The organism is Yersinia sp. Marseille-Q5920 (assembly GCF_946902935.1).
GTDB lineage: Bacteria > Pseudomonadota > Gammaproteobacteria > Enterobacterales > Enterobacteriaceae > Yersinia > Yersinia rochesterensis.
In genome coordinates this window covers 526721-551373 of the sequence record NZ_CAMPQA010000002.1, presented here as the reverse complement: position 1 = coordinate 551373, position 24653 = coordinate 526721, and the positions used below count along the sequence as shown (strand labels likewise).

Below are 24653 nucleotides of genomic sequence, written 5' to 3'. Positions count from 1 at the left end.
ATCGGGGCCAATATAAAATATCAGGCTGACAGCGGAGGCCATACTGGGACACGATAGCCCTGATTAACCGCTTCGACTAACAACCACTGCGGCAGCTCCGGCAACTCAATCAGCGGCCAACTTTCCAGCGTAGGCCATGCCCGGTAGAGTGCGCGGGTGGCGGTTAACTCGGTGCGCTGTGCATTGGTCAGCAGAGTGTCGTCAATGGAGTAGTCACTGAGCGTCATAGTATCCGTCGCTGAAATAAAAGCATCACGATACCCCCGCGCCACAGCAGCCAACTCGTCAGCAGTCGGTGCCGGGGTAACGGCGCTGTTGGGGTAATACGGCCACGGATTGAATCTGTCATTTGGCTGAAAAGGCTTCTTGGCACAGTTTACCGATGCGACCAATTTCATTCCCAAGCGATGCAAAACTATTAATCTGCGCTTCACCTATATTGCGCTTTATTAATCCCTCAACAAGTTGTGCAATCGTTGGATAATAAGCAATTGGCTCTAAACGTTCCTGCCCCTCACTTTTACCTTTTTGGCTTACTTTTACTTCATTGAGAATAAATTGCAGACTGTCAGAAGTAACAACGTGTTTTTCACCAATTTTAATATGCATAATAAACTCTTTATTTAGGTAATAAGTTAGGAGAGTGAAAATCTTTAAATCCTTTCTCACATAATTCAGCAAGGCGTTTAGTTTCCTCAACCAACGCTGAAATAGAATTAACGCCAGAGCGATAAATACGATGATGAATTAAATCACTTACTAAACTAACTCTTGTCGGATAGTGAGCAATTACGGCTAACACCCTTTCATTTTCTTTGGTGAATTTAATCTCGTTAAGCACGAGATTTGGAATACGGCCTAGAGTTTTGGTTGGCTCACGCAAAGTAATTGCGTAACGGTTATCAATGATAATCTCGTTAGTCATTAATGTTGTGCCTGCGCGTGGTTGAGAATTCCCTCTGCTACTTGGTTAAGCAGCTCCGCCGCTTCTACGCCGTTCAGCTCTCGGTTTAGAATTTGATTAGCAATTTCATCTAGACGAAATGAAACTAGCGCGGCCTGATTTTTTCTTTCATCCATGCGCGCTGCATTAAGCATTAGCTCCATTGATTCAACTGACGTCATTGTGATTGTGCTCTCACTGCCCGGCTTTGCGGGGTCTACGAAAACCCATATATTCTGTTCTGTATTCTGCATAGATCACTCCTGTTTTTAGGCAATACGAAACCCGGCGAGTAAAACGCCATATATTGTGGTTGGGGTTAATTAATAATATTCAGTACACAGTCATCATTACTAATAAATGACGGCAACGAACGAGTAAACTCAATTAAGTAATTCAACGCTTCAACAACAGATTCTCTTTCTGCTGGAGTTAATTCTGAAAACTGCATATTCACATGACGGCTTTTTAACCCGGCATGAAAACAGATTGTTTTACGCAAATGTGCCGGTGATTTATCAAAAGCCTCCTGAGCAACATTCTTTCTATTACGGAAATGCGTTTCTTTTAATTCAGCAATACGAGCAATACCCGTCATTCTTAATTTTTCAGCTTCCGTTAATTGCAGCATATAACCCCCAATCAACGCCCAAACAGACGACGTAATATTGGCGTCTTCTTTGCAGAGGACAATTCTTGTAAAAGCGCCTTTTGATTACTTCCCGGCTTCCAGCGCTGGCCGCTCTTCAACTCCAGCACACCGTTACCGAAATGGCGCAGGTTTACCGGGCTTTGCTGTTTCAACAATGGGGCAATAGAAATAATCATAAAGACACCTCAACTCAAACCAGCTACAGCACTCAAGCCGCTAATAACATCAACGGTTGAAGCAAGCGCGGGGGTTGACTGAATGCGACATTGCACTGTCAGGCCAATCAGAGACAGATGGCGAATCGCAGTATTGACACTATCCAGCAGAGCAGATTTGCTGAATGCTGTTTTGTGATTGCCTTGTACCGCAGCGGCAGCAATAGAACCCACGGCGGCAGTAGCATGTAGCGCATAAGTCGGGATATTGCCGGGGCAGGCTTCATTGACTGGCACCGATGGCATGCAATTGATTTGTGATAGCAGACCGTCTAATAACGTTGGGTCTTCGGTCTGGTCGGTGATGCGTAACAGTTCGTCTACAGTCAAACGGTGTGGCTGGTCGGGGTTCAATTTATTGCGCAGAACCTGCGCCGCAATCCCTGCGTTTGCTGCCAGCTCGACTAAGTTGTGCTTTAACGCAAACTGGCGGCAGGCGTTATCAAAGTGCGGATGTTTAGACACTGAAAAATCAAACATGGCTTACTTCCTCACATATGCCGACAATTAGTTGGCAAATTTGAACGTCGAACATTATTGGTTTGCCGCTTCTTTAGTGAGAGCGATCATATTTACGAGAACCTTTTCCATTTTGCGAACTTTCTGGCGGATAGGTAGACGACCATCTTTCACCATGCCACGGCAGGTTTCATAAGGGATTCCGCTCAATTTTGAGAACTCGGGCAGGGATAAATAAGGCGAGGTTACTGTGATTGCAAGGTTTTGCATCATGGTGCATCCTGTAATGTGTGGTTAATGCGGGTTAATTTGTGTCTGTGTACAATAATGAGGAATTTAATCCTCAAATGCGTACGAGTCAATATTATTTCGGCGGGAATATTGAATGATTTTTAGTGGCGGACAGGCTGTTGTTGATAGGTTATTGAAAGCCTACGGTTTTTCAACTCAACGTGAGCTTGTAGGAAAAATAGGTGTTGGTCATGGAACAGTAAGCACGTGGATTAAACGTGGGTATTTTCCCGGCAAAGAAATTGTTCAGTGCGCTCTTGAAACGGGTGCATCTTTACAATGGTTAGCAACTGGGGAGGGTGAACCGTGGGAAGCCGACAAAGCTACTAATGAAAAAGAACATGCTAAATTAATTCAGCATAGAAAGTTGGTTGATGGATTGTTAACCGATGCTAGCCCCGTATTACTTGATCCTGAATTACTTCCAGTACAGATAGATGAACCTGAGTTGATTTCTTCACCTAATGCCAAGAGTTCATTTCTGGTTGAACATCAATTCAAGAAAATCACTGATGGCCTGTGGCTTATTGAAAAAGCGGGAGTTGTATCTATCAGTGAGCTTACCCGTTTACCCGGTGATGTATGGCGAATCAATGATGTCAATTGGCCGGTTAGTGAGGTCAGTATTTTGGCTAAAGTTGTTGGTGAAATTACTGGCTATTAATATCTAATTCTAAATAATTTTGTAGCTTCACGGAGTCTTTATGGATGATAAGAAACTCAGTATTTTTAACTACTCACGCAATAGAGAAAAACTGTTAACTAATCTAATTAATTTGATCGAAGGTATTATTTGTGATGGTGAAGTTGATACCCGAGAACTCGTCTTTTTGGATACATGGTTATTAGAATCTGAAATTATTTGTGAAAATTATTGTGTTGATGCGATTCGAACGAAAATAGCAGCCATTTTAGAAGATGGTGTTATTGAAAAAGAAGAACTGGCTCAGTTTAAAATTGATCTAATCGACATCCAACAAAACTTACTAGACACACCAGATATCGATCTTTACTCATCGGAATCAGACCAGCATTTGCTTGAGGGGTTATGTAAAGGCATGTTGGCAAATCACCAATTGGTAGAAAGCGAAGTTCGCTATCTTGATTGGTGGCTTTCTCAGAATGGTATGTTGAAGAATAATTATCCCGGCAAAGAGCTGTACAAGTTAGTTAAAGATATTTTAGCCGATGGCATTATAACTCCAGATGAAAGAGAAGCCTTAAAACAAGCGCTGATTGATTTTACCGGTTGTGATATAGCCAATGGGGTTGTAGATGGAATGGCAACACGATTGCCTATTGAGCATGTAGATAATATTGATTTGCAAGATTCTGTAGTCTGTCTGACGGGTAAGTTTCTGTGCGGAAGCCGCAATCAATGCAAGACAGAAATAGAGGCTGCCGGTGGCCTTGTCGTGGATACGATAACTCAAAAAATAGACTACCTAATTATTGGCGCTTTAAGCTCCCGTGATTGGCGTTTCCAAAGCTATGGCAGAAAAATAGAGTTAGCTATTAACTATCGTGATGAAAAGGGTGTCCCTTTAAAAATCATTAGTGAAGAACAATGGAAAAGCTTTGCCGTTTGATTGGCGAACATACATGGAGTTGTGATGAAAATCTTAACTACAGCGATTATTGGTGCTTTGCTTCTGTCTTTACCAACGGTATCAATGGCTAGAAATTACCCCTGTTCCGGCAAAAAGGGCGGGGTATCCCATTGTGAAAATGAGAAATTTGTCTGTAATGATGGCTCTATCAGTAAATCAAAGAAAACCTGTACACGTTAGTTTTTAATCAGATGTTTGTCGTGTTGTATATCAAACATTGACTACTGTTTTTATATACAGTAAATAGGCCCAAGGGATTATTCTTGAGGACTTATTTATGGCAGTACGGAAGTTACCCAACGGGAAATGGGTCTGTGATTTTTACTCAGATGGCCGTGACAGTAAGCGGGTTAGGAAAACCTTTGTTACTCGCGGCGAGGCGTTGCGCTTTGAACGTGAGCAGTTAGCGCAACGTGGTGATCTGGATATTGACTACACACCGGCAGAGAGTGCCGCGCAGAGGTTAAAAACATTGGTCGGTCAGTGGTATGAACTCCACGGGCGCTCTTTGAGTGACGGCAAAGCAAGATTAGATAAACTCAATATCCTGTGTGATAACTTGGGCGATCCTGCTGTTGCTGATTTTGACCGGGAAGTGTTCGCCAAGTACCGCAAGCAGCGTTTAGCCGGTGAGTTTAGTCGTAAACCAAAACACGGAATCGTTAAACCGCCAAAAGAGGCAACGGTTAATCGTGAACATGCCTACCTACGAGCCGTGTTTAATGAATTAAAAAGGCTGGGACATTGGAATCATGCGAATCCACTGGATGGCGTTAGGCTATTTCGTGAAAGTGAAAACGAGTTAACCTTTCTCTATGAAGACGATATTAAGCGTCTGCTGCATGAGTGTGACAATTCCAGCAATAAAGATCTCGGTATCATTGTTCGTATCTGTTTGGCTACCGGCGCGCGCTGGAGTGAAGCGGAGCAACTAAGACAAGCTCAGGTGATGCCAAATAAAATTACCTATATCAACACCAAGAGTAAAAAGAACCGTACAGTCCCTATTTCTGCGGAACTGCATAAACTAATTCCAAAGATGAAAGGGCGCTTATTCGCCAATGCCTATGACGCATTCGGCCGAGCCATTGACCGGGCTAAACTGGTACTACCTACCGGCCAGTTAACCCACGTTCTACGCCATACTTTCGCCAGTCATTTTATGATGAACGGTGGCAACATATTAGTACTGCAACAAATCCTCGGGCACTCCACTATCCAAATGACCATGCGCTACAGCCACTTTGCACCGGATCATTTAGAAGCGGCAGTGAGTTTGAATCCATATGATCGCATTTTAAAAATTAATAATGTGGTAATACCAGAAATTTAGACTTTAACTTATATAAGAATATATTTTAGACGTTTAAAGGAAAATTAAAATGAGTAAGGAAAATAAAAGAATTGAATTTTTTATAAAATTCTTTAAAGAGAAAGAATATGCTGATGATTTTCTTAATGGTTATGTTTACATGAATAGACTTTCCTATTTTAGAGAGAATTACGCTGGAGAAAACTTAACTGAAGAAAACAACGTATCGGATAAGTATGAAGGTACTGATGGTTGGGTTCAGCCTGAGCATGTAACTATAACTTTACTAGATACAGGAAAACCTATCATTCCTATAACCCCGGTACAGTATTTTAACCGCAAATGGGACTTTTATAATCTATTTTGTGTTTTCAGTGTTTATGTGGAGCCTGATAAGGATTCTTTTTCCAGTTTAGAGGATGCTTGTAGTGCATTGCTTCCAAGAAATGAGACATCTAATCTTGGAGAGTATTGCGTAATCATAAAAGCGACAGATTTTACGCATTTATTCGAACGAGTTTGTTCTTCATTATCCGTTGATCTTTCTCATGACCTCGTTAATTACTTTGATAAGACTAAATTTAGTGGTCACTTTGAAGAAGGCCGCTCCATTTTCAATAAGGTTGATTCTTTCGAACATCAAAAAGAATATCGGTTTTGTATAGCTCCAGTGGAACATGGGACAGATGCGAAAATTTTATTCTTAGGAGACATAAAGCATATTGCGCAAATGTGTGACTTTAATGATCTCAAAAATCATATACCGCAAGTTTTCAGGCGACTTGAATATGTTGATGGAAAAACCACATGGAGTTAAGTGACACTAACCATCTGATTTTTACTGAGCATTAAACTTAGCTTGTATTACTGTGACTACAACACTCACAATAACCCAAACTAACCCGCCATCGTGTTTGGTAACTTACTGATTTTATGTAAGTGATTGATTTGCAGATTGTCCTGAGAGTTTTTAAAATCCCTCGGCTTATGGCTGTGCGGGTTCAAGTCCCGCCCCGGGCACCATGGAAAATAGTATAAGTAAAACAAAGTAGTATGAGTATGTCGTTAACCGCCGTGAGGCGGTTTTTTTGTGCCTGAGATTTGGCAAGTGGCAGCAAAATGGCAGCAGGGTGGCAGCATCGTTTTTTTGCTGCCATAAAAAATCCCGCAAAAGCGGGATGAGAGCAGGGCAGATAAATTTATTTCCAGCCGTCAGAACATAACAACCTGGCCGCCGGTTTGTGGGTGGGGTAACACAGGGTTAATCTCGCCGGATTTTGATATTGAACGCATAAAACTTTCCATCGTCACAAAGGTATGACCGCAATTCACATTAATGCACTGGTGATAGCGTTCTTTTGTTTCGGTGGTGATTTGGCTGCTGCTGCGGGTATGGGCTGCACTGTGGCATAAAGGGCAATTGAACATGATCCGGACTCCGGCATCATCCCGGCTATGGCCGGTGTTAATGATAATTATGCGTGATTATTGATTAAAAATCATCATTCCATATCCAAATCATCTATTTTTACTTCCAGCTCGAGCGCGGTAGTAAAGCCGCTGTCACTCACGGAGTGGGTCACCGTGACCAACGTCCAGTCAGCTTCATCAATCTGTTTTTTGAATCCAGTCACTTTAACCGGTACTTCTGGGTAGAGATCTGCGCGCCCTTTCGCAAGTTGGATAGAGAATTTCGCCGCGCCCCGTTGCAGCCGTTCCCAATTCGATTTGGCCGCTCGCTGTGCATTGTGTTTGCTGGCGTAAGTGGTGCGTAATGTCAGCACATTTTCATCGGTGCCAATCAAGTATTCGCCCTGTTTCTCTTCTGGTTGTTTGGGCTTGGTGGGGCTGGTCGTCTTACGTTTGCGCTTACGTTTTACTTTTACCTCTGGTTTTTCGGTGGTGCGGGTATTAAGCCAGTTTGCTACCCCGCCGGATAGAGTAATTGACTCCTCGTCCGGCCCTAAAAATTGGCTACTTGGTCGCTTGCCAATACGCGCATTGGACGGGTGACGCCATGCCATTTGATGCTGAAAATCTTGATAGGGGACGGTTTGCAGCATAAATATAAACATCCCGAATGCCATCATCATGCAAGCGACATTTATTGGCAATCAGTGTGGTGGCGGGTATGCCTTTTCCTTGAGACCGAGAACTTCTGGCGTGATTATGAATTAATGAAGTCAAAAGGAGGGACTTTCTGTTAAGGTCCTCGCAAAGAAGCCTATGGCATGGTGGTCGTATTTGAAGATATATACGGTAATCGCTGGGATCTCTACCAAAAATAGCAATTACACATCGATGGCAGGTATAATTTTATGATAAAGATTATCTCGGTGAGAAATCAGCCAGAATATAAAGATAAAGCTATTCATTACTTTCAAAGTAAGTGGGCCACGGATGAAACCAAAATGCTTTATCAAGATTGTATTACTCAATGTATTGGTGCAAAAAATCCGTTACCGCAATGGTATTTAATGGAGTTCAATTCTGAGATTATTGGTGGTGTCGGCCTGATTACTAATGATTTCATCAGTCGTATGGACTTGTACCCTTGGCTGTGTGCTCTCTATATTGAAGAACACTTTCGCGGCCATACTTATGGTGCGCTGCTAATAAAACACCTGGCTGAAGAGACCAAACAATTAGGTTTCGACGAATTACATTTATGTACTGACCATATTGGTTTCTATGAAAAATATGGATTTACCTTTACCGGAGTGGGTTATCACCCATGGGGTGAGTTTTCACGAATTTACTCTCTGTCACTGATTTAATCGGGGCCGGGCAGAGTGAAAGAAAGTTACTATAGATGTAAATAAGTTTACGTCTCACTTTTCAGCAGATGCTTGATATAAACTTTTACCCTGTCCGTATTAAACTCAGTCCGTGGTTTATTTATCACCCCACAGACTGAGTATCAGTCTCTAGCTAGCTGATTTTTGCTGATGTAACTCAGCGGGCTGTACTATTTTTGCTTTACCCTCTTTGAGGGGGATATCAATGGGATCTTCGGCAACTTCGCGGGCGCGTTTACGCAAACTAAACCAACCAATGACCAATAATATAGCGACCACCGGTAAAGCTGCAATGGTCCAGGTGCCATTCGGATAGTCGAACGCCATCATCACTAATACACCTGCCAGGAAGAATAATGTTAACCAGGAGGTCACGGGAGCGCCGGGCATTTTGAAGGCGACAGGTTTAGCTGTTCCTTTTTTAATTGCCTGACGTAATTTCATCTGACACACAATGATGAATGCCCATGAGCTAATAATCCCTAATGATGCAATATTCAAAACAATTTCAAATACTTGTGAGGGAACAAGATAATTGAGTAATACTCCGAAGACATAGATGCCGACAGTGACCAGAATCCCGGCATAAGGAACAGATTGGGGACTCATTTTCGACATGAATTTCGGTGCGGATCCCCCCATCGACAATGAGCGCAGAATACGTCCTGTAGAGTAGAGACCGGAGTTTAGGCTGGAAAGGGCGGCAGATAGCACCACAATATTCATAATTGTTCCAATGTATGGAACGCCTAAGTTACTGAAAAATGTTACGAAAGGGCTTTGTCCCGCCTGATAGGCATTCCACGGCAGCAAGCATACCAGTAGCACTACGGAGCCGACATAAAACAGACCAATGCGTAAAATCACACTATTGATAGCTTTGGGCAGCATTTTTTCCGGGTCTTTACATTCCCCGGCGGCAGTACCAATTAACTCGATACCGGCAAAAGCAAATATAACACCTTGAACTAATATCAGTGCGGGGAGTAATCCGTGCGGGAAAAATCCGCCATTATCAGTAATCAGATGCATACCTGACGGGTGCCCGCCAACACTTTGGCCAGTACCGAGAAACACCACGCCCACGATCAGAAATATGGAAATGGCGGCGACTTTGATCAATGCAAACCAGAACTCCATTTCTGCAAACCATTTCACGCCAATCATATTCATGGTAGCGACAATTGAAAGTGCGCCTAATGCAAATAACCATTGGGGCACATCAGAAAAAGTTCCCCAATAATGCATATAGAGAGCAACGGCGGTGATATCGACTATCCCGGTCATTGCCCAGTTTAGAAAATACATCCATCCAGCAACATATGAGGCTTTTTCGCCGAGAAACTCACGGGCATAAGAAACAAAGCTGCCACTGGAGGGGCGGTGTAAAATCAGTTCACCAAGTGCTCTGAGAATGAAAAAAGAGAAAATACCACAGACCAAATAAACCAAGGCTAATGCTGGGCCAGCCATTTGCAAGCGAGCACCGGTGCCCAAAAATAAGCCAGTACCAATAGAACCACCGATCGCTATCATTTGTATATGACGTCGGCCCATACTTTTGTGATAGCCCGTATCATGAGAATCTAACCAGCGTTTTCTCGCCGCGTGATGGGTTTCTGCAGAGTGTTTTCCTGACATCATAGACATTCCCTATTTTCCTGTCTGTTGTGCAATCATCGTGAATGTATTACTGCAACCGATTGCTAAAGGTTAATGCATAAATAGCGTCTTAGCGCCTTCACTTGTTATGGTATATATCATTACTATTGAATTATGGGAGGGCATGCTATCGTTTCTGTCGTGATGAGGCAAAATAATATTCACATATAAATTATTTTTTTTATTGTATTACCGAATTCAGTAATTGAATGGCTAATTTAAATTTATAATTACACAAAATTCTTTCATATAAATACATTCGCTATGAGTATTGATTAAATTCAGAGTGGTTCGCAACTGTCTGTTGTATAAGTGAATGTGGCGAGTTTGGTTTTTTAGTTATAAAACTATTTAGTATTTTTATGCGAATTATTTTTAGACTTATTTTATATTTTGTAATTATTTTTCATCATTGAATTTCACTTTTCTTAACTTGGTAGGGAGTTCTTTGATATTCTTTAAATTTATTATTTATTTTTTCATAAAAGATTGTTAACCATAGTATTCACATGATAATTGAATTGTATTTAACAAATTAGGCCAATAACAAGTTAAACCCTGATGTTGAGTGAGAGGATATTGAGTTAGATTGGATAAGCACAATGATTGATGAACAGCTATCGAGGTTGCTCGCAGGTTTGCTATACATTAAACTGTGTTTTTTATTTTTGTCATCAATGGATGACTGAATGCTAATTTCCACATATAAAATATTAATTTGCTTATTATCAACTAAGAATCATAACAAAAAAAACTGAAAATCTTCAAATTATTTAATTACAAAACACCGAGTTAAGTTAATTAAAATAAACCTGTAATGCTGTTAACAAATACAGTAAGTATATGTCTGTTTACTATTCTTTCATTCTGGTTTGGGTGGTATTTTTAGGCGGTGCATTCGTATCCTACATTTTTTATTGATATCGTTAATAGTTTTACGTGCCAGGTTTGCCAAATTTTTGAATGAGTTAGGCGATATTTTTACCTCTATTTTCTTCGGTGTCACCCAACATTAGGTCCAAAATGAAAAAAATACATCAGGATATTACTCTCACCCCTGTCGAAGGTGTTGATATGGCGGATAAGTCCGCTATCAAAAAATTATTTATCAGCTTAAACCAGATGAATATCAATACCATGCCAATGGCATTATTTATGACCATTTCGGCCATTGTGTTTATTTCGGCTTATTCCAGCTATCTACCCAAGAATATGATTGGTGGTTTGGCGGTTATTATGACGATGGGCTTTGTATTATCTCATATTGGTCGCCATATACCGGTCTTAAAAGATATTGGTGGCCCGGCTATTTTGTGTCTCATGGTGCCGTCAGTGTTGGTTTACTTCGGTGCTTTCCAAATCAATACACTAGATACGGTCCACTTGTTGATGAAGGAGGCGAATTTACTCTATTTCGTCATCGCTAGTCTGGTGGTTGGCAGTATTCTTGGTATGAATCGCGTGGTGCTTATTCAAGGAATGACGCGAATGTTTGTTCCATTGGTGGTGGGAACCCTAACTGCCGTCGCCACCGGTTTGCTGGTGGGTAAGTTATTCGGTTTTACCCTTTATCACACATTCTTCTTTATTATCGTGCCGATTATCGGTGGGGGGATTGGGGAGGGTATCTTGCCTTTATCATTGGCTTATTCAGCCATTCTTGGGCAGAGTCCTGATATTTATGTCGCGCAGTTGGCCCCGGCTGCGGTAATGGGTAACATTTTTGCCATTATTTGTGCGGGAGTGTTGGCCCGTATTGGTATCTGGCGTAAGGATTTGAATGGCGAGGGAATGTTAATTCGTTCAGCACAGGACAATGCGATATTCACTTCGCAAGAAGGGCCAAAACAAGCTGACTTCCAGTTGATGGGCGGCGGATTATTGATGACCTGCGCTTTCTTTATTGTGGGCGGATTATTTGAAAAAATCGTGCATATTCCCGGCCCGGTACTGATGATTTTGATTGCCGTGATGTGTAAATATGCGCAAGTTATTCCGACCAAAATGGAGCAGGGCGCGCACAGTTGGTACAAATTTGTCTCTACTACATTGGTTTGGCCCCTGATGATTGGCCTGGGGATGCTGTATGTTCCGCTAGAAAGTGTTGTCGCGGTGTTCTCCATTGGCTATGTCGTGGTGTGCGGCTCTGTTGTTTTATCAATGGCTGCGGTCAGTTTCATTATCGCCCCTTATCTAAATATGTATCCAGTAGAAGCTTCCATCGTGACCAGTTGTCATAGTGGATTAGGGGGGACGGGGGATGTTGCGATATTGTCGGCATCTAACCGCATGTCATTGATGCCTTTTGCCCAGATAGCAACCCGCATCGGCGGTGCATCCACCGTGATTGGCGCTACCTTGTTGTTAGGTTGGATAATGTAAATGATTTTTGTGTGAATGATATAACCAACGGTATTTCTTATTGGATACCGTTGGTTATTAAGTTTTAGCGCCCATACTATTGGCAATACTGTTTCAATACCTCCTGCTGGCTGGGCATGAGTTTATAAAGATAAACTGGGCGGCCTGTTGCACCATACAGAACTTTAGTGCTTAGAACTTCAGTATCAGATAGGTAAATCAAATACTTACGGCAAGATACTCGTGAGATTCCAATAGCGTTCGCCATCTGTTCAGTCGAAAATTCGCCATCTTGCACTTCTTGAATCCATTCACAAACAGTGCGTAGTGTTTGTGCTGTGAGTCCTTTGGGTAATTTTTTTCGCTCGGCAGGGGCGGCATTACTCCGCCGTAGTAAGGAGTCGACATCCTCTTGGGCACAATATTCGCGTTGCCCTAGCAAACTCTGTTTTTCACGATAAGTCGACAGGGCTTCTTCAAAGCGCGAAAATTGGAATGGCTTAATTAAATAATCAACAACCCCATATTGCAGCGCTTTTTTGATGGTATTCACATCAGTGGCGGATGAAATAACAATAACATCGGTATGTTCACTAAATTCACGTAGGACGGGTAATAAATCTAATCCATTGTCTTGGCGCATGAAAACGTCTAATAGCACCAAGTCAATGGGGTGCTCTGCTGCCATTAAATGATCCCGGGCTTGCTGCAAACTGGATACTGACCCACAACAGTTGAAACCTGCCACTTGGTTCAGATAACACTTGTTCAGCTCAGCGACCATTGCGTCATCATCCACTATTAATACATTAATCATGATTTACCGCGCTGTTGTTTGAAATATTGTCACTAGAAGTCGTGTTATTCAAGGTGATATCGTAGGGAAGACTGATAAAGAATTGTGTAAAAACGCCCGCTTCAGAATCAAATTCAATATTGCCGCCAATACTTTCTAAACTCTGCCGAACCAGGCTTAAACCTATGCCGTGTTCATTCCCTTTGGTGGAAAAACCATTATCAAAAATACTGTCTTGTAACTCTGCTGCAATACCTGGCCCATCATCACTGACAACACAATGTACCCGGCCATGTTGATAATGGAAGCTGACATTAATTTCCCGTTGAGACTGGTCACCAATGGCTTCCATGGCATTCTCAATCAGATTGCCTAAAACTGTAATTAAGGTCGTCGTTATTTGTTCATTATCAATATCCGGTAACAGGCTATCGTCGCTGATGGATAATGTAATGCCCAAATCGCGCGCTCGATTGATTTTGCCCAGTAAAAATCCCGCAATCACGGGGGATTTTATCTTGCGCAGTAGGGAACCAATTTCCGCCTGATAATTATTGGATGTTTTAACAATATAATCTTCAAGTTGTTGATAATACTTCATATGCAATAAGCCCAAAATAACGTGGAGTTTATTCATAAACTCGTGCGATTGTGCTCGTAATGCATCGGCATAATGCACCATACCGGTCAGGCGCTGCATCAATTGGCTGACTTCAGTTTTATCGCGGAAAGTGGCGATGGCACCAATAATATCGCCTTTCACGACCACCGGAACGGTATTGGTCAGCAATATACTGCCATTAAAGTTTATTTCCTCATCACGGCGGGCAATACCGGTTTCCAGAACTTGCTGTAAATACAAACGCACAGGCCAATATTTGCTGGCATTACTGAGTAGTAAATTCTCCATTGGCCCACTTTGTTTAAATAAACGCTTGGCTTCGTGATTAACCACAGTAATACGTGAATTAGCATCAACAGCGATAACGCCTTCTTTAATCGATTGCAGCATCGCGTTGCGCTGTTCAAATAAGTTAGATATTTCGTATGGCTCGAAACCCAACATGATTTTTTTCAGTGTTTTCACTAAAAGCCAGGTGCCGAGTGAGCCAATAAGTGCCCCAAATAATATGGTCCACGGGATAGTCCAGCGGGTTTCACTAACAACCGAATCAATACTGGTAAGAGAAATCCCAATGGCCACCACGCCTATTTGTTTCCCGTGAGGCTCATAGACAGGAATAAAAATACGCAACGCTCTTTCCAGTACACCCCGGTTTATCGCGCTATTTTCTTTGCCCTGTAGCGCAGGTTGCAAATCATTGCCGATAAAATGTTGTCCGATCATCTCAGGATTAGGATGTGAATAACGAATGCCATTCATATCAGTCACAACAATAAATAGCAGGTCATTAGCCTGTTGAACTTCGCGGGTATAAGCCTGAATTTGTCGTCCTGCTTCAGGATTAGTTAATCCATTAATTATGGTCGGTGAAAATGATAAGGCCCGAGCGACAGCTACCGCTTTGTTTTGCAAACCATCTTGTGCCATCTGGCTGAGCTGAATGAAGAATAGCGAGTGAACCACCAATAGCACAGAAATAATAACTCCTGAAACCATGAGAGTGATCGACGTACTGAGTCGTAACGGCACTTTTTGCTTTCCAGCCGTTGTTGCGTTATTCATGTCATGCTCCAGAGACACCGGCTTGCGTAATCTTCAGACGTCTAAATTGATGACCGGGGTACGGTATAAATAGTTGCAAAAAAAACAGTATGCAAACGAAATCACCTGATAGTTTACGCTGTTTATTTATTAGGGTGCTAAGACTTAGAATTACTTTAGCTACATAACGATTTATATAGTTATCAAATTTACCCCCTCGAGAGATTATTCACTCAGTGTATGAGGGGGGGGGAGACTATTTGTAATTAATCAGATTGGCGCGGAACTTGGGTGATAATCAATTCAATCTCTTTGGCCGCTAGTTCATCCTGGGCTGTCGATGACAGGCTGGCATCAGTGATAACTACATCAAAATCGGTGAGAGGTAATGCCAAATAGGTGGATATCTTGCCGTATTTTGATGCATCAGTCAGTAGCACGTGCTTGCTACTCACCTCACTGACCGCCCGTTTGACCACCACTTTGTCTTCGCTCGGTGTCGATATGCCACGCGGCCCCCAGCAGGATGCTGAAATAAAAGCGATGTCGATGGAGAGGTTTCGCAGTGAGCGGGCGGCCGCATCACCGACACAAGAACGGTTCTCTCGGCACAATGTGCCACCAGAATGGATCATTTTGCATTGGCAGGATTCAATCAGAAAATTGGCAATAACAAAGTCATTAGTGACCACCAATAAATCATCTCTGGCCTCTAACTGCCGAGCTAATGCTAGTGTGGTGGTTCCAGCATCGAGATAAATACAACTATTGCGCGGAATATGCAGCGCTGCCGCCATCCCTATAGCATTTTTCTGGCTGCTGTACATCTGCGTTTTATCTTGATGGGAGGGTTCAGCCGTCAGCCGTTCAGTTGATCTCACCCCGCCGGAAACAGCTAATACCGCACCCTGTTCTTCCAGTTTTTGTACGTCGCGCCGAATAGTCATGTGCGATACGCCTAACCGCTCAGTCAGTTCAGTAATGCTGACTACCCCGCGTTCGGCAACCAGTGCCAGTATCTGTTGGTGACGTTCAACGGGTATCACGTTCGCTCCTTATTCAGTTATTTCGCTACAGGGGAAGTGGTAATTAATGTGATTATACGCCAGCAGTTAGAGAATATTTCTCATATTTTAACGCTAACAATCACTAATTTATTCATTTCATTCCTTATTGTGGTAATAACTGAGCCAGTGATTGCGTTAATTATTGTGATTTTTAGACTCGCGGTGTTGATTTGTGTGATTTTTCTCACAATAAATCAGGTTTTATTTGCTATTATTAACATAATAAATCAAATTATCACCAAAATTAACAATCAAAATATGACTTATACAGCAACATCAATATGTGTCATTGGGTCTGGCTTGATAAAAAATAGGAGAGTATCGGATGCGATTAGGGGTTATTGCAGATGATTTCACCGGTGCTACTGATATCGCCAGTTTTCTGGTAGAGAATGGCATGTCGACGGTGCAAATCAATGGCATACCTGAGGTAGATTATCAGGTGCAAGCAGATGCGATTGTGGTGAGTCTAAAATCGCGCTCTTGCCCAGCCGAAGAGGCTGTAGCGGATTCACTGGCGGCTTTGGCGTGGTTACAAACTCAGGGCTGCCAACAATTCTATTTTAAATATTGCTCGACGTTTGATAGTACTGCGCAAGGTAATATTGGCCCGGTCACCGACGCATTAATGGATGCTCTCGATCAGCAATACACCATTATTTGCCCAGCTCTGCCCGTGAATGGCCGCACGGTATATCAGGGATACTTATTTGTTATGGGGCAATTATTGTCTGAGTCCGGGATGCGCAATCATCCGGTGACACCAATGACCGACAGCAACCTGTTGCGCATGATGGATGCACAAGCCCGGGGGCGTAGTGGTTTAATCAACAATACAGTGATGGATCAAGGCGTTGACGCAGTAAAATCACAGTTGCGGAGCCTGAAAGAGGATGGCGTGCGCTATGTGGTGCTAGACACCTTAAACGAGACTCACTTGCTAATACAGGCTGAAGCGGTACGCGACATGGTGTTGGTGACCGGAGGCTCGGGTTTGGCAATCGGCCTGGCCCGGCAATGGATGAAAGGTATTGAACATCACTCACCGGCGACGTTAGCTGGGGCTCCACAAGGTAAACTGTGTGTCATTTTATCCGGTTCTTGTTCGGCGATGACCAATCGGCAGGTTGCTCGATATATTCAACAGGCACCTAGCCAATCAATTGATATTGCCCGTTGCCTGAATGACCCTGAATCTTATGCTAAAACATTATCTGCTTGGGTGATGGATAATATCTCAGCGCCATTGGCTCCTTTATTATATGCCACTTCTGAACCTGAGGTTTTGCAGCAAACCCAGCGGCAGTGGGGGGCGGCGGCCAGTAGTGAAGCGGTTGAACATCTGTTCGGAACATTGGCACGTCTTTTACAGCAGCAGGGGATCCAACGTTTCATTGTGGCGGGGGGCGAAACGTCGGGTATGGTCGCGCAATCGCTGGGTATTCGGGCTTTCCATATTGGGCCGGCCATCTCCCCAGGGGTTCCCTGGGTAAAATCTACCGATCACGCCATTTCACTGGCGTTGAAGTCGGGTAATTTTGGCGATGAAAACTTTTTTGTCAGAGCACAAACGGAGTTCGCAGTATGAATGAGCAGCAGGCTCGGGAAGATATGGTCAAGTTGGGCGCCTCTTTTTTCCAGCGAGGCTACGCCACCGGTTCCGCCGGAAATCTGTCATTAAAGCTGGCTGAAGGTATATTATTAGCCACCCCGACCGGTTCCTGTTTAGGTGAGCTGAATGCAGAGCGGTTATCAAAAGTTAGTTTGGAGGGTGAGTGGATCTCTGGTGATAAGCCCTCAAAAGAAATTAGTTTTCATCGGGCCATTTATCTCAATAATCCTGCGTGTGGTGCCATCGTCCATTTGCATTCTCTTTATCTAACGGCACTTTCTTGTCTGCAAGGGCTGGATGAGCACAATGCTATTAAGCCTTTTACACCTTATGTGGTGATGCGAGTCGGTGATGTTCCTGTGGTGCCATATTACCGTCCTGGAGATAGTCGGTTAGGCGAGGCGTTAGCAAAGTTGGCCCCGCAATATCGTGCTTTTTTATTAGCTAATCATGGCCCGGTGGTGGTGGGGGAAAGTTTGCGCGAGGCGGCGGATAATATGGAAGAGTTAGAGGAAACTGCGCGTCTGATATTTACCCTGAGCGACCGGCCTATTCGTTATCTGACCGATAATGAAGTTGCCGAATTAAGGAATTAGCCATGCCTAAATTTGCCGCTAATTTATCCATGATGTTTACCGAAGTCCCTTTCCTTGAACGTTTTAAGGCTGCTAAAGATGCTGGTTTTTCTGCCGTAGAGTTTTTATTTCCCTACGATTATCCAGCCGCACAATTGGCGGAAAAACTGAAAGACCAGGGGTTGCAACAGGTGCTGTTTAATACCTCACCCGGCGATATTCGTACCGGTGAGTGGGGGCTGGCCGCACTGCCGGGGCGAGAAAAGGATGCCCGTCGTGATATTGATTTAGCATTGGAGTATGCGCGGGTGCTGGGCTGTCCGTCTGTCCACGTTATGGCCGGCGTGGTGCCTGTGAATGCGGCTCGGGAAGATTATCAGCAGGTTTTTGTTGAAAATATTCGTTATGCCGCAGACCGGTTTGCCGAACATGATATTAATGTCATGATTGAAGCATTGAACCCAAATATAAAACCTCATTACCTTTTCTCTAGCCAGTATGAAGTGCTGGATTGGGTTAATCTCATCGACCGCCCCAATGTGTTTATGCAGTTAGATTTATTCCATGCACAAATAGTAGATGGTAATCTCAGCCATTTAATTACCTCGTTGGCGGGGCGTTATGGTCATATTCAGATTGCATCAGTACCAAATCGTCATGAACCAGATGAAGGTGAGATTAATTACGCTTACTTATTCGGGCTACTTGATGAGATTAACTATAATGGTTGGGTCGGTTGCGAGTATCATCCCCGTATGGGTACAGTAGCAGGGTTAGATTGGATAAAACCCTACCAGTCATAAATAGTTAATTGTTGGTCAGACTCGAGTGTCGAAATACACTGAATGGCGATATTCGCGGCTCTTTATCGATAATAAGTGACTAATATTTCAAATTAATGCCACTTGACATATTAATCTGCTGTTTTCAATTAGATAATCCCCGTTAAAAAACCACCTTCCTTATCTTTATTGTCATGATATTGCAATGGTTCTGATTTTTTTTCTCTCGATAAGTATAATCACATTATTCAAAACAACTGATATACAGCTTTCTTAAGCTAGGATATCTTATTGTGAGAATTTTATGATTTATTGATAAAGCTAAGGATCAATGAAGCAAAAAATCATTATTACTATTTCATATAAAATAAAACGTAGAGGTATTTCTGTCGCTTAAAATAAGCCATAAAGGTAAGAGAAAGGCAGAAAATAAACAGGCGGTAAACGGGAGATCACGACATGCCTACAGATGATAGTAAAAATGGAATTATCGACTATGTATCAACCGGGCATCTACCGGACCCAGACACTGTAGTTAAATTAGTGCAAGAAGCTCACAAGCGGTTTGGTACTGATACTGATGGTGTGGTTTCTGCGGTTTATCCCGCATTAGAACGCATTCCTCCCAATCTCTTTGGTGTATGCATGGTCGGCACTAACGGTAAAGTACATTCAGCCGGCGATGTCGATTATGAATTTACCATCATGAGTGTCTCCAAACCTTTTGTTTTTGCTTTGGTCTGTCAGGCCATTGGGGCGAAAGTTGCACGCGAAAAACTCGGCGTTAACAGTACAGGTATGGCATTTAACTCAGTGACTGCCATTGAGCGGGCACCCGATGGACGCACTAATCCAATGGTTAACTCTGGTGCTATCGCCACCACCAGCCTGGTACCGGGCGCGACCAGTGATGAGCAGTGGAAATTCATTTATGACGGTTTATGCCGCTTTGCTGGCCGTGAACTGACCTTGAATGAAGAAGTGTATCAATCAGCGTGCGAAACCAATTTCCGCAACCGTGGCATTGCTAATGTGTTGGAAGGCTATGGCCGCCTGGGGTGTGATCCGCTCATCGCCACAGATTTATATACCCGCCAATGTTCACTCAATGTCAGTGCCCGAGATTTAGCTGTCATGGGCGCGACCCTGGCTGACGGGGGCGTCAACCCACTGACTCGCGAGCGGGTTGTAGATAATGATGTCTGCCATTACGCATTAGCGGTAATGGTAACCGCTGGGTTGTACGAAACATCTGGGGACTGGCTTTATGACATTGGCCTTCCTGGGAAAAGTGGTATTGGTGGCGGAATTGTGACGGTGTCACCTGGTAAAGGTGGCTTGGGGACTTTTGCACCGTTACTGGATGGCGCGGGTAACAGCATTAAAGGGCAACTGGCAGCCCGGTTCTTATCACGTAGTCTTGGGATGGACATGTTTGTTTCTGAGCCTTACACCGAAAAAAGTTGAGCCGTGAGAGTCAGGTATAGCCCAAAAACCGGTTAATTTAATGTGAAAGTGTTTTGTGAAACCGGATTTAGCTTAAAAAATATTGTTTTTCAAAAGGATAGAAATATTTATGGCGAGTCAATCAACTCACCGCGCAGGCGCGGAAGTTAAGGAATCTTGGGTGCCGATGATAACCATCGCATTAGCCCAAATTCTGATGTCATTTAACGTAGCCTCCCTGCCGGTAGCGTTGGGTGGGATGGTAAAAAGCTTTAATGTGCCACCGACGACGATTGCAACCGCAATCGTGATGTACTCACTGTCTGTTGCCGGTTTCGTTATGTTGGGTGCCAAACTCAACCAGCGCTTCGGGCCATTGATCGTATTCCGCAGCACGGTATTGTTATTTGGTATGGCGCAGGTCATGATGACATTCAGCCCGAATGTAACCGTAATGATTAGCGCCCAGGCATTAAGTGGCCTGGCAGGTGCAGCGTTGGTGCCCGCTTTGGTGGCTTTGATTGCTGAAAACTATCGTGGTACGCAACAGGCTACGGCACTAGGTGCTTTAGGTTCTGCTCGTGCGGGTGCCGGTGTAGCGGCATTCATGATCGGCGGCGTTCTGGGAACCTATATTGGCTGGCGTCCGGCGTTCGGTATTTTGATTGTGTTATCTGCAATCATCTTTGTGTTGAGTTTCCGTTTGAAATCAGACCAAGGTCGCCCGGAAGTGGGCATCGATATATTCGGTGTGATTCTGGCGGCATCGGCGATTATTTTGCTGTCGTTTGGTTTTAACAACCTGAACCGCTGGGGCTTTGGCCTGGTTCGTGATGGTGCGCCATTTGATTTGCTGGGCTTCTCACCGGCACCCTTTATGATTGTGCTGGGTATTGTCCTGGGTCAAGCATTTGTGGTCTGGACCCGCCGCCGTCAGGAACAAGGGGAAACTCCTTTGCTGGCACTGGAAGTGCTTAGCTCACCGACGGAGAAAGCGGCGGTATTCGCTATGTTCGCCGTGGTGGCGCTGGAAGCTATGCTGAACTTCTCGGTTCCGTTGTATATTCAGATAGTGCAGGGCAGTACGCCGATGGCAACCGCCATTGCCATGATGCCATTTAACTTGTCAGTGTTCTTCTCCGCGATGTTGATTGTTCGTTTCTACAAAAAATTGACACCACGCAAAATCGGCCGTTATGGTTTCATCACCTGTACTATTGCTCTGTTATGGCTGGCATTTGTGGTGCGCAATAATTGGAGTGAGTTCGCTGTACTGTTTGGTTTGGTGGTGTTTGGCCTTGCTCAAGGTGCTTTGGTAACTTTACTGTTCAACGTATTGGTCAGTGCTTCACCGAAAGAACTGGCGGGCGATGTCGGTTCACTGCGTGGCACCACTAACAACTTGGCAAACGCCATTGGTACCGCAGTAGCGGGTGCCTTGTTGGTCGGTTTGCTCAGTGCCAACGTGATGCGCGGTGTGGCTGAAACCCCGATCCTGACACCAGAAATTCAGGCGCAAGTGAATATGGACAGCATCAACTTCGTCAGCAATGACCGCCTGCAAGGCGTGTTAGCGCAAACCACTGCAACACCTGAACAGATCGCTGAAGCTGTGCGAGTCAATGAAGAAGCTCGTCTTCGTTCGCTGAAGTTTGGCTTATTGATTATGGCGTTGTTATCACTGTTGGCTATCTTCCCTGCGGGTCGCTTACCTAATTATCTGCCAGGAGAATTACCTGCGGACAATCTGGCTAAAAAAGACGCTAAATAAGGGTTGATAAAGTAAAATAGCAGGCAGTAAAAAAGACTGCCTGTCTGCTGTGAACTGACAGTGTGTTGTGAATACAGCCGCTGTCAGTTTTTTATTAGCCTTATCCAAAATGCTCACTAGACAGCATCACTTTCCGATGGCTGTATCGTCAGCGTTTTTTGTGCTGGCCCCGGTTCTAAGGGCAAAGACAATCCATGAACCCAATATTCATGACCTGCCAGAAACCACGGGCTAGTGGGGTGCCCACTTTGGCCGCCAGGCAGGGTTAATGTTCCTTTTGATGCATCACCCGGATAGGCAACAAGGCGACATGAAGCACCAAAATCAGGGCGGCAAACATGGGGCAGATTGTGATCGCCAGAAAGTTCATCATCAGGCGCGGCCAGAAACAACCTTAATGCGGGGATGTTTTTGGCGAATGGGTGCATGATAGCGGCCTTATTTGCTTTCCCCCAAGTCGCTGCAAATAATTGACCTTCTTGAGCCACCAGCGCGGCTAACACGGTATCCAGTTGGCTAACAATAAAGTCATCCCAACCAGTAAACCCATGAGGCACCCATTTTGTATGCTGTGCTGAATGAATTAAGGCCATGACGGTTTCGTCCCACCGAGTATTGGCCGTCAAATAATTTGCCGATGGCCACTGTGCTTCTAACTGGTTATCTAACTTACCGAATAGATTTTTATAAATCATATCCCGCCACACAGATAGGATACGATATCCGACAGAGGAGATATCTGCGCTCCCCTCCCATTGATATATTAAATCAAGAGCCTGACGACGGAGCGGCTGATTAATTAGAAAATTATCCGTTATTAATGGCACGAGAACTTTCCGCCAGGCAATAAATAGATTGGCGGTATTATCTAACTGTATTGCTCGCATATCATCAGCGTTTAGCTTGGTTTCTTCAATAAGACGCTGCTTAATTTTCCATGCTCGCACACCAATATCGGCACCGCCATCACCAATATTGTCATAGTCTGAACTGAAGCTTTGGCGGTTGTTGGCATTCCACAAAAGCCCTGATGAGGGATTAATAATTCGAGGGTGTTGTGCGGCGGGCAGAGTATCATCTTTCCATTGGTTATTTTCATCAACGGGAAATGTATTGACGTCACCTTTTATATTACGGTCAGGTAATGTTCCGACCAGTGCCCAGCCAATATTACCATTCTTATCAGCAACAAACATATTTAGCGCGGGCATACCAGAGTTTGTCGCGATATCAATGGCCTGAGAAGCCGTAAAGGCTTGGTTAATCGTTAGAAAGTGTAGATCAATAGCATTGGGTAATTGCATTGCCCATCGCATTGCCATATTACCTTGTGCGGTTGATATCACCGGGCCATAAGGGCTAACGTGGATATCAATTTTAATATCCTTACCTCGTTTAACTTTAATACATTCTGTTTTTACCGGCCAGTGTGACAAAGGTTCGGGCGTTTTTACCCAATCCAGCGTATCTGCATAGGAATGTGTAAAGCCCCAAGATATATGCTCATTGCAGCCAATGATAATGACCGGTACACCCGGTAATGTCAGGCCAGATAATGCGAATGTTTCCTTTTTATCCTGTGACGAATAGTTTAGTGATGCACGATACCAGGTATTCGGTAACATCAGCGACAGGTGCATATCATTTGCCAGTATTGCTTGCCCGTTTTTACTGTGTTTGGCATCAACCGCAAAACTATTACTCCCATAAAATGGGGCTTGGGAGGGTAGTGTTCGCACATTTTCATGGCCCTCTCCCCACCAATCTGGTGGTGTTTCTGCAATCGGAGGCGAGGGGGGGACTTGCCCAGAAAGAGGTGTATCCCAAGAGGAGCTATCAGGTAGTAGAAACGTTTTCTGGGCTAGATTGGTATGCGCATCAATCCACCCTCGGGCATAAACTCGGCCCATTTGTTTCTGTTGCAGTTCCAAAGACAACGCATAAAGGACTAATAAAGAATCTTCCTCTTTCCATTGGGTGGCTTCAGTCATTAAAACAACATATTCAAATGAAACTATTATTTTAGACTTTAAGCCGTCATTAACACCTTGGGTATATTTCGCTAATATATTTTTCTCCTCTATTGGCAAGCCTGTTAGTGTGTTTATTGCCTGTGAGCGTAATAACCAACGGCGATTTTGGATGTCGATTTCAATGACTTCTTTTTCATCGCCTAATAGTTCGGCTAGTTCACCGGCTGCAAGGCGCCGTAATAAATCCATCTGGAAAAAACGCTCTTGTGCATGGATATAGCCCAGGCTGTAGCTGACATCCTCTATATTATCCCCAGTAATACTCGGGATGCCTAATTTATCCCATTCGATAGACACCGGTTTAGATAATATGGATGATGTGATGCTTCCTTCTGTTGTCGGCAAGCTGTGAAGGAAAACCTCATTCTCCTCAATTGAACACGAAGATGTTTTTAATTTAGCAAAAAAGTCATTATCAATAATTAATGAGTCAATAAGTTTATTTAGCATATTTAAAAGATAAATTCTGGGTGATTATTTTAAATGGTCATAAAAGTAAAATAATACCCTTTCATTATCGCCTCCATCCGTTATAGGCTTATTTTGGTCAATTCCATGGTCAGTATTCATAGCTATTATTGAATACTGGGTGAGTAAGTCTC

Annotated in this window: 26 protein-coding genes and 1 pseudogene; 12 read left to right on the top strand and 15 right to left on the bottom strand. The window is 43.7% G+C overall.

Translation table 11 applies throughout. The features are described 5' to 3' along the window. Positions 1 to 20: 20 nt before the first annotated feature. The 8 genes from OVO64_RS05185 to OVO64_RS05150 all read right to left on the bottom strand — a co-directional run bounded on the left by OVO64_RS05185 (position 21) and on the right by OVO64_RS05150 (position 2542). Entirely contained in the window at positions 21 to 398 is a 378-nt protein-coding gene (locus OVO64_RS05185) for a hypothetical protein (RefSeq protein ID WP_267248652.1), read from the bottom strand. Next, complete coding sequence (locus OVO64_RS05180) at positions 346 to 609, bottom strand: DUF5405 family protein (protein ID WP_020282762.1); 264 nt, start codon at positions 607 to 609, stop codon at positions 346 to 348. Before OVO64_RS05180 ends, OVO64_RS05185 begins: the two co-directional genes overlap by 53 nt. Before the next feature lie 10 nt (positions 610 to 619). Next, on the bottom strand, positions 620 to 925 hold the full coding sequence (locus OVO64_RS05175; RefSeq protein WP_267248651.1) for a DUF5405 family protein: 306 nt from the start codon (positions 923 to 925) through the stop codon (positions 620 to 622). Then, positions 925 to 1197 (bottom strand): DUF2732 family protein, encoded by a 273-nt coding sequence (locus OVO64_RS05170; RefSeq protein ID WP_267248650.1) that lies wholly within the window; start codon positions 1195 to 1197, stop codon positions 925 to 927. Before OVO64_RS05170 ends, OVO64_RS05175 begins: the two co-directional genes overlap by 1 nt. A gap of 65 nt (positions 1198 to 1262) precedes the next feature. Continuing rightward, complete coding sequence (locus tag OVO64_RS05165) at positions 1263 to 1574, bottom strand: hypothetical protein (RefSeq protein WP_050334256.1); 312 nt, start codon at positions 1572 to 1574, stop codon at positions 1263 to 1265. An 11-nt stretch (positions 1575 to 1585) separates the two neighbouring features. Beyond that, the gene (locus tag OVO64_RS05160) at positions 1586 to 1771 is read right to left on the bottom strand and encodes a phage filamentation protein Fil family protein (protein WP_019079991.1); all 186 of its coding nucleotides are present in this window, start codon (positions 1769 to 1771) and stop codon (positions 1586 to 1588) included. A gap of 9 nt (positions 1772 to 1780) precedes the next feature. Continuing rightward, on the bottom strand, positions 1781 to 2290 hold the full coding sequence (locus tag OVO64_RS05155; protein ID WP_267248649.1) for a phage regulatory CII family protein: 510 nt from the start codon (positions 2288 to 2290) through the stop codon (positions 1781 to 1783). Positions 2291 to 2344: 54 nt separating this feature from the next. After that, entirely contained in the window at positions 2345 to 2542 is a 198-nt protein-coding gene (locus OVO64_RS05150; RefSeq protein WP_080343458.1) for a DNA-binding protein, read from the bottom strand. A 112-nt stretch (positions 2543 to 2654) separates the two neighbouring features. On the opposite strand from OVO64_RS05150, the gene OVO64_RS05145 reads away from it, so the two are divergent. From OVO64_RS05145 to OVO64_RS05130, 4 genes are all read left to right on the top strand, one after another. Then, entirely contained in the window at positions 2655 to 3224 is a 570-nt protein-coding gene (locus tag OVO64_RS05145) for a phage repressor protein CI (protein WP_219656802.1), read from the top strand. A 40-nt stretch (positions 3225 to 3264) separates the two neighbouring features. Beyond that, the gene (locus OVO64_RS05140; protein WP_267248648.1) at positions 3265 to 4149 is read left to right on the top strand and encodes a BRCT domain-containing protein; all 885 of its coding nucleotides are present in this window, start codon (positions 3265 to 3267) and stop codon (positions 4147 to 4149) included. A gap of 298 nt (positions 4150 to 4447) precedes the next feature. Next, a complete protein-coding gene (locus OVO64_RS05135; RefSeq protein ID WP_267248647.1) occupies positions 4448 to 5503 on the top strand; it encodes a tyrosine-type recombinase/integrase in 1056 nt (351 codons plus the stop codon). Positions 5504 to 5552: 49 nt separating this feature from the next. Next, on the top strand, positions 5553 to 6299 hold the full coding sequence (locus OVO64_RS05130; protein WP_267248646.1) for a hypothetical protein: 747 nt from the start codon (positions 5553 to 5555) through the stop codon (positions 6297 to 6299). A gap of 395 nt (positions 6300 to 6694) precedes the next feature. Here OVO64_RS05130 and OVO64_RS05125 read toward each other — a convergent pair whose 3' ends face one another. Next, complete coding sequence (locus OVO64_RS05125) at positions 6695 to 6910, bottom strand: ogr/Delta-like zinc finger family protein (protein WP_145510071.1); 216 nt, start codon at positions 6908 to 6910, stop codon at positions 6695 to 6697. Between the two features lie 74 nt (positions 6911 to 6984). Further along, positions 6985 to 7557 carry a phage tail protein gene (locus OVO64_RS05120; protein WP_186377467.1) on the bottom strand — a complete coding sequence of 191 codons (573 nt, stop codon included), beginning with the start codon at positions 7555 to 7557 and terminating at the stop codon, positions 6985 to 6987. Positions 7558 to 7576: 19 nt separating this feature from the next. Here OVO64_RS05120 and OVO64_RS05115 point away from each other — a divergent pair. Together OVO64_RS05115 and OVO64_RS05110 are read left to right on the top strand one after the other, a co-directional pair. After that, a pseudogene (locus OVO64_RS05115) lies at positions 7577 to 7770 on the top strand (VOC family protein); the annotation flags it as partial. 30 nt (positions 7771 to 7800) lie between these two features. After that, positions 7801 to 8259, top strand: coding sequence for a GNAT family N-acetyltransferase (locus OVO64_RS05110; RefSeq protein WP_038633621.1), 459 nt, complete (start codon positions 7801 to 7803; stop codon positions 8257 to 8259). A 150-nt stretch (positions 8260 to 8409) separates the two neighbouring features. On the opposite strand, the gene ansP is transcribed toward OVO64_RS05110, so the two are convergent. Continuing rightward, positions 8410 to 9924 carry an L-asparagine permease gene (ansP, locus tag OVO64_RS05105; RefSeq protein ID WP_038639570.1) on the bottom strand — a complete coding sequence of 505 codons (1515 nt, stop codon included), beginning with the start codon at positions 9922 to 9924 and terminating at the stop codon, positions 8410 to 8412. Positions 9925 to 10965: 1041 nt separating this feature from the next. On the opposite strand from ansP, the gene OVO64_RS05100 reads away from it, so the two are divergent. Continuing rightward, entirely contained in the window at positions 10966 to 12324 is a 1359-nt protein-coding gene (locus tag OVO64_RS05100; RefSeq protein ID WP_038633618.1) for a 2-hydroxycarboxylate transporter family protein, read from the top strand. 76 nt (positions 12325 to 12400) lie between these two features. Here the strand turns inward: OVO64_RS05100 and dcuR are convergent, their stop codons facing one another. From dcuR to ygbI, 3 genes are all read right to left on the bottom strand, one after another. Then, on the bottom strand, positions 12401 to 13120 hold the full coding sequence (gene dcuR / locus OVO64_RS05095; RefSeq protein WP_038633615.1) for a two-component system response regulator DcuR: 720 nt from the start codon (positions 13118 to 13120) through the stop codon (positions 12401 to 12403). Then, positions 13113 to 14786, bottom strand: a complete 1674-nt coding sequence (locus tag OVO64_RS05090; protein ID WP_050291773.1) for a sensor histidine kinase — start codon at positions 14784 to 14786, stop codon at positions 13113 to 13115. Before OVO64_RS05090 ends, dcuR begins: the two co-directional genes overlap by 8 nt. A 245-nt stretch (positions 14787 to 15031) precedes the next feature. Beyond that, complete coding sequence (gene ygbI / locus OVO64_RS05085; RefSeq protein ID WP_145509767.1) at positions 15032 to 15811, bottom strand: DNA-binding transcriptional repressor YgbI; 780 nt, start codon at positions 15809 to 15811, stop codon at positions 15032 to 15034. 346 nt (positions 15812 to 16157) lie between these two features. Between ygbI and otnK the strand changes: the two genes are divergently transcribed. From otnK to OVO64_RS05060, 5 genes are all read left to right on the top strand, one after another. Further along, complete coding sequence (otnK, locus tag OVO64_RS05080) at positions 16158 to 17420, top strand: 3-oxo-tetronate kinase (protein ID WP_038633607.1); 1263 nt, start codon at positions 16158 to 16160, stop codon at positions 17418 to 17420. Next, entirely contained in the window at positions 17417 to 18040 is a 624-nt protein-coding gene (locus OVO64_RS05075) for an aldolase (protein ID WP_038633603.1), read from the top strand. The genes otnK and OVO64_RS05075 overlap by 4 nt, the downstream gene beginning before the upstream one ends. A 2-nt stretch (positions 18041 to 18042) precedes the next feature. After that, positions 18043 to 18822, top strand: a complete 780-nt coding sequence (gene otnI, locus OVO64_RS05070) for a 2-oxo-tetronate isomerase (protein WP_038633600.1) — start codon at positions 18043 to 18045, stop codon at positions 18820 to 18822. Between the two features lie 438 nt (positions 18823 to 19260). Next, a complete protein-coding gene (gene glsA, locus OVO64_RS05065) occupies positions 19261 to 20268 on the top strand; it encodes a glutaminase A (protein WP_038633597.1) in 1008 nt (335 codons plus the stop codon). A 109-nt stretch (positions 20269 to 20377) separates the two neighbouring features. Beyond that, the gene (locus OVO64_RS05060) at positions 20378 to 22018 is read left to right on the top strand and encodes an MFS transporter (RefSeq protein ID WP_038633595.1); all 1641 of its coding nucleotides are present in this window, start codon (positions 20378 to 20380) and stop codon (positions 22016 to 22018) included. Between the two features lie 116 nt (positions 22019 to 22134). On the opposite strand, the gene OVO64_RS05055 is transcribed toward OVO64_RS05060, so the two are convergent. Continuing rightward, entirely contained in the window at positions 22135 to 24501 is a 2367-nt protein-coding gene (locus tag OVO64_RS05055; protein WP_267248645.1) for a penicillin acylase family protein, read from the bottom strand. Positions 24502 to 24653 lie beyond the last annotated feature (152 nt).